We start from the raw sequence: 4,876 nt of genomic DNA, 5'->3' as shown, positions 1-4,876 counted from the left end.
ATTGAGGCAATTCGCGAGCGCTGGGTTGGTGCCAGCTGGATCATCGAGATGGTGAGCACCGGCCGGCGTGATGGAAAGCCGTTTCATCACGTCTACTTCTTTATCACCACCCTGCGCACCACGCCAAAAGCCATATTGCGACTGGTGCACCAGCGATGGGCAATCGAAAACCAGTAAATTGGATTCGTGACACCCAGCTGGGCGGGGTCGCCGACCGCTACAGCCATCGCAATGGCGTTCAGGTGTTGGCAGCAAGCGCAACTTGGTTTTGAACCTGCTGCGCTGCAACGGCTTTCGCTGCATTTGTGCTGGCTTGATGGCCGTAGCGGTGACATCAGCCAAATGCTCGGCTGGGTCGGAATCAGCGCGGCAGATACGGGATGAAAAAAATTCTTGATTACCCAGATCACTCCGCGCGCTGCGGCAAGGCCACCTAAGCTGGTACATATGCACCAGCTAGCCCATGGCGCGCAGCGGCATTCAGTTCCAGAAAGGTCTCTCGCTGCCTGAGTTCCAGCGGTTTTACGGCACCGAGGAGCAATGTGAGGCGGCTCTGGAGAAGGCGCGCTGGCCCGATGGGTTCCGCTGCCCGCGTTGCAAGGGCCATGAGCATGGGCTCGTGCACGGCCGGAGGCTCAAGCGTTACCAGTGCTGCACCTGCGGCCATCAAGCCACGCTCACAGCCGGCACGATCCTGCAGTCCACCAAATTGCCTCTGAGCACCTGGTTTCTGGCCTTTTATCTGATCGGCCAGGCCAAGACAGGGATGTCCTCGCTCGAGCTCAGCCGCCACCTGGGCGTCAAGTACGACACGGCCTGGTTGCTGCACAACAAGATCCTGCGGGCGATGAGCGAGCGGGAAGAGGCCTATCTGCTGCGGGGAAAGATCCAGATGGATGACTCTTACCTCGGCGGAGAACACCCGGGAGGCAAGGCAGGTCGGGGTTCGGAGAACAAGATTCCGATCGTCGCTGCTGTGTCCTTGAACGAGGCCGGCCATCCGATTCACGCCAGGATCACGGCCGTAAGCGGTTTCAGCTCAGAAGCGATTGCCGACTGGGCTAAACGCCACCTAAGCCCCGGCAGCCAGGTGCTCTCCGATGGCCTGGCCTGCTTCCGTGCCGTGACCACAGCCAACTGCCACCACAAGGCAGTCATCACTGGCAGCAAGCACCCCAACGAGCTACCCCAATTCCGCTGGATCAACACCCTGCTCGGCAACCTCAAGACCAGCTTCAGTGGCACGTTCCATGCCTTCAATTTCGACAAATACGCCAGGCGCTACCTCGGTGGCTACTGCTTCCGTTTCAACAGGCGCTTCTCGATGGTTGCGATGACCGAGCGGATTGTCAATGCGGTCTGCTGCTGTAGGCCAGCCACAGAGAGATCTCAGGGTCGCGGAGGCTTATGGGCATCAGGAAAAAATTTTAGTCAGTCCTGCCAGCGGACAGGGACATGGTCTATGTTCGGTTTGATGGTCGTGATCTGTACAAAGGCAAACACCGGCTCATTCATTACCACAGCCGAGGAGTGTAGGAGGCATGAGTGAGCCCTGGCTACGCCAAAGGTGTTCCTGCGTCTTGCACCATCTACAGGGGCGCTGGTCACTTGCGCTCTCCACGCAGGCATCAGCCGCGCAGCCGGAGCACTGCGCCCTTGAAATACTTCATGAAATTGTAGTAGCAATCCCAGTTTTTGTAATACTTGTGACTGCGGGAGCCTTCGACCATTAGTTGGTCAAACTCCTCAACAGTGAGACCAATTTTTCGGCAGAAAAACTCGATCTCTCGCCTAATTTCGATCTCATTACACACCGGTTCTTTCAGGATGGCCAAAGCTCGGTCTCGGGACATGCCGCCGCTGTGGATCAGGCTCGTTAGGTGCGCGCGCCGTTTGTCGATGCCGAATTTCTTGGGCAGGATGCAGTCCTGAAAAATCCGGGTAAAGATAGACTCGCCATGTTTGCGCTGATAATTGCGCCAGCCCTTGCTTTCTAGAAATTTGATCGACTCTTCCTTGTCATAGGGAATCAGATTGAGCGGGTGATAAAATTTGATAAGCCTTACTAGCGGCGAGAAAATATAATACTCCAACGCCGAGATCGTTCGATACCCCTGAATCGGGCGTTCCCCATGCGCCTTGTGAATCGCCCTCAGATTGATCAGGTCCATCGCTGGGTGCTGCCATCGCATCGGGGTCGATTCAGTCGCGAAGTTATGGCCGCTAATGATCGCCTTGATCTTGTGCTTGCGCGCGTAATGAAAGAGTGAAGCGATGAACACGTGATCCTGCGGCACGTCTTGGTTGGTGACGCCGGCGCGCAGATAAGCCTTTTGCAGGTCTTTCATTGTTTCCCAGTCGACCACCTCGGTGACCAAGTCATAGCCGTTTTCATCGACCACGCAGCGGATGTTGGCAGCTGCCAATTCGGTGTTCCAGCCACCATCAACATGCAGAACCAGCGGGCGGAGTCCCCACTCCTTTGCTTTGAAGGCCAAAAACGAGCTATCGACACCGCCCGACAGACCAAAGATGCAGTCGTATTCCTTGCCCGCGCCCTGTTCCTTGATCTTGGCAAGCATCGCATCCAAACGCGCCACGCCTTTGTCGTTTGGCATCCAGTGGATCGCAGCTTTTTCCGGGAATTCGGTACAGTTGTTGCAGATTCCTTCTTCGTTGAAGACAGTGCCCGCCATGGTGGAATCCATGACACAGGTTTTGCAGATTTGATAGTAGTGACTGCTCATAAGAATTCATTCCGGTCAGACTGACGAGGGTATTGAATCAGCACTCCGCGATGCTTTCCCTTGAAGACGAAGACGGCGCCCCCGGCAGCTGCTGATGCACCGGCGGTAAAGGCTGTGGTCAGGTCCGGAAAGGACTGCGCTCCGCCGCAGGCAATCACTGGGACCGATACAGCGTTGCTGACCTGACGGATCAGATCCAAATCGTAACCAATCATTTCGCCATCGCGCTCGATTGCATTCACCATAATTTCACCGACACCCAGGTCCTCGAGCCTCTTTGCCCAGTCTAGGACCGACGGCTTGACCAGAGTCGCCCCCCCCGAAACGAACACGGATTGGCCGCGCAGCCAGCGCGATTTAACGTCCATTGATCCGACAACCGTTGAAGACCCCAGCTCGTTGCACATGTGCGCGACGAAATCAGGATGCGTCGAGCATGCGGTATTAACAACGATTCGTTCAAACCCGGATTCGATGATCTGCGCGGCGACATCCAGATCTGTGACCCCGCCTCCATAGGACAACGGGAACAACGCCTCGGCAGCGATATCTCTAAGCAGGTACATCTGCGGAGATTTGCGAGCCGGGGTGACCGAGATATCGAGCAACACGATTTCATCGACTTCCATGTCGTTGAAAATCCTTACTGTGTTGACCGGGTCACCCAGATAGGTCGGGGATCTGAATCTGCGGGTTTTGACCAGCCCAGGCCCCTTGAGCAGCAGCACCGGAATGATGCGTTTTCTGGTCTCAAACATTCAAGAAATTTTTGAAGAACTGGATACCGAAGCGGTGGCTTTTTTCCGGGTGGAACTGGGCGCTGAACAGGTTGTGCCATTGCAGGCCTGCGGCGAATTCGTGGCCGTAATCCGATTGCAGAGCGACAAAATCGGTGTTATCTGTAGCCATGAAGTACGAATGTACGAAATAGAATTGGCACTCATCCTCGAGCCCCACCACCAGCGTGCCCGGCCTAGCCGCACGTACGTGGCGCCATCCAATATTCGGCGTCGGCAGTTTCGGCAGTGGCGGTTCGAAGGCAAAGCGTTTCGTTTCAGCTCGGAACCAGCCAAGGCCGGCCAGAGTGCCTTCTTCGCTACCCTGCGTCATCAACTGTGCTCCCAGGCAAATGCCCAGCACGGGGATCCTTTCTACAAGCGCCTTCCGATCCAGCACCTCGCGCAGGCCACGGTCAGCGATGGCCTGCATGCCACGGTCAAATGAGCCCACCCCTGGCAGGATCAAATGCGTCGCCCTGCCGATATCATCTGCATCGCTAGTTACTTCGCACCGTGCACGTACGCGCGCGAGCATGTTGCGGATCGAGCCAAGATTGCCTTGACCGTAATCAACGATGCATATTCGACGGGAAGACGACATGAACAGACCCTATTCCGCGACAAAGTAAATTTGGCTTGGTTGAAAGCTTATTCGACCACTTCGCACCTCAGTGTAATGTCTTTTTAAAACATTGATGATTGACTTGCGCTTGGTCGCAGCTTCGGACCCAACTTCCCAGTAATGCTCAGTCTTTGAGAGATTAATTTTCTTGGGCAAGAAAAAATGAAAGAAAAAGTCTTTTGCTTTGACAAACGGAATTTTCATCAGGAAAGAGAAGCCATAGGCATAGGCGTAGCTTGGCAAGGTTAGATACAGTCGGTTCCCCAGAGATCTTAGCGTTTTGATGTTATCCTCTATTTGATCGACAGGCATATGCTCAAGAACCTCACAACAAACTACAAGGTCATAAGTGCGCTCACCGACTTTCTCCACGATTTCAGCAATCGGGCAGCAGATATCGGGATCAAGATTGGGATTTATATCCGATGTCGTCACCGGAATACCGGAATCTCGCATGAAGGTCGAAGTAAGTCCATTGCCAACGCCTATTTCAATCATACTTTTAGGATTCAGATCGTGTATATGCATTATCTGCATTACCTGTGCCATCAATTGTCGAGAATCAAAATAAGAGCTGTTGAAATAACACGACTTTGCTAAACTCCTTTCAAAAGCTTCGCCGCGATTTATTTGTGCTTCCATAAAAGCTGTGTGCGTACCAAGACAACTCTATATTAACCGATGATAGCCGGGAATGTTGCTGATAGCACTCGAGTCCTGAGGATTAG

General features: G+C 54.1%; 4 protein-coding genes and 1 pseudogene. 1 reads left to right on the top strand and 4 read right to left on the bottom strand.

Annotated elements, in window-relative coordinates:
* Positions 1 to 463 precede the first annotated feature (463 nt).
* Positions 464 to 1,384: pseudogene (locus CJZ78_RS13160) on the top strand (IS1595 family transposase); the annotation flags it as partial.
* Between the two features lie 244 nt (positions 1,385 to 1,628).
* Here the strand turns inward: CJZ78_RS13160 and CJZ78_RS13155 are convergent.
* Genes CJZ78_RS13155 through CJZ78_RS13915 form a run of 4 tightly spaced genes read right to left on the bottom strand, consistent with a single transcriptional unit; the run spans position 1,629 to position 4,697 of the window.
* The gene (locus CJZ78_RS13155; RefSeq protein WP_094561754.1) at positions 1,629 to 2,747 is read right to left on the bottom strand and encodes an N-acetyl sugar amidotransferase; all 1,119 of its coding nucleotides are present in this window, start codon (positions 2,745 to 2,747) and stop codon (positions 1,629 to 1,631) included.
* Positions 2,744 to 3,505, bottom strand: coding sequence for a HisA/HisF-related TIM barrel protein (locus tag CJZ78_RS13150; protein WP_094561753.1), 762 nt, complete (start codon positions 3,503 to 3,505; stop codon positions 2,744 to 2,746). Before CJZ78_RS13150 ends, CJZ78_RS13155 begins: the two co-directional genes overlap by 4 nt.
* Entirely contained in the window at positions 3,498 to 4,127 is a 630-nt protein-coding gene (gene hisH / locus CJZ78_RS13145) for an imidazole glycerol phosphate synthase subunit HisH (RefSeq protein WP_094561752.1), read from the bottom strand. The genes CJZ78_RS13150 and hisH overlap by 8 nt, the downstream gene beginning before the upstream one ends.
* A gap of 9 nt (positions 4,128 to 4,136) precedes the next feature.
* On the bottom strand, positions 4,137 to 4,697 hold the full coding sequence (locus CJZ78_RS13915) for a bifunctional 2-polyprenyl-6-hydroxyphenol methylase/3-demethylubiquinol 3-O-methyltransferase UbiG (protein ID WP_158217098.1): 561 nt from the start codon (positions 4,695 to 4,697) through the stop codon (positions 4,137 to 4,139).
* Positions 4,698 to 4,876: the final 179 nt, after the last annotated feature.

Source organism: Synechococcus sp. 8F6 (assembly GCF_002252665.1).
In the GTDB taxonomy this organism is placed as follows: Bacteria; Cyanobacteriota; Cyanobacteriia; order PCC-6307; family Cyanobiaceae; genus Cyanobium_A.
Note: the sequence above shows the minus strand (reverse complement) of the source record. Positions and strands in the feature narration are given on the sequence as shown.

Coding starts and splice junctions, on each gene's coding strand:
- CJZ78_RS13155 (WP_094561754.1), bottom strand. CDS start 2,747: ATGAGCAGTCACTACTATCAAATCTGCAAAACCTGTGTCATGGATTCC.
- CJZ78_RS13150 (WP_094561753.1), bottom strand. CDS start 3,505: ATGTTTGAGACCAGAAAACGCATCATTCCGGTGCTGCTGCTCAAGGGG.
- hisH (WP_094561752.1), bottom strand. CDS start 4,127: ATGTCGTCTTCCCGTCGAATATGCATCGTTGATTACGGTCAAGGCAAT.
- CJZ78_RS13915 (WP_158217098.1), bottom strand. CDS start 4,697: ATGGCACAGGTAATGCAGATAATGCATATACACGATCTGAATCCTAAA.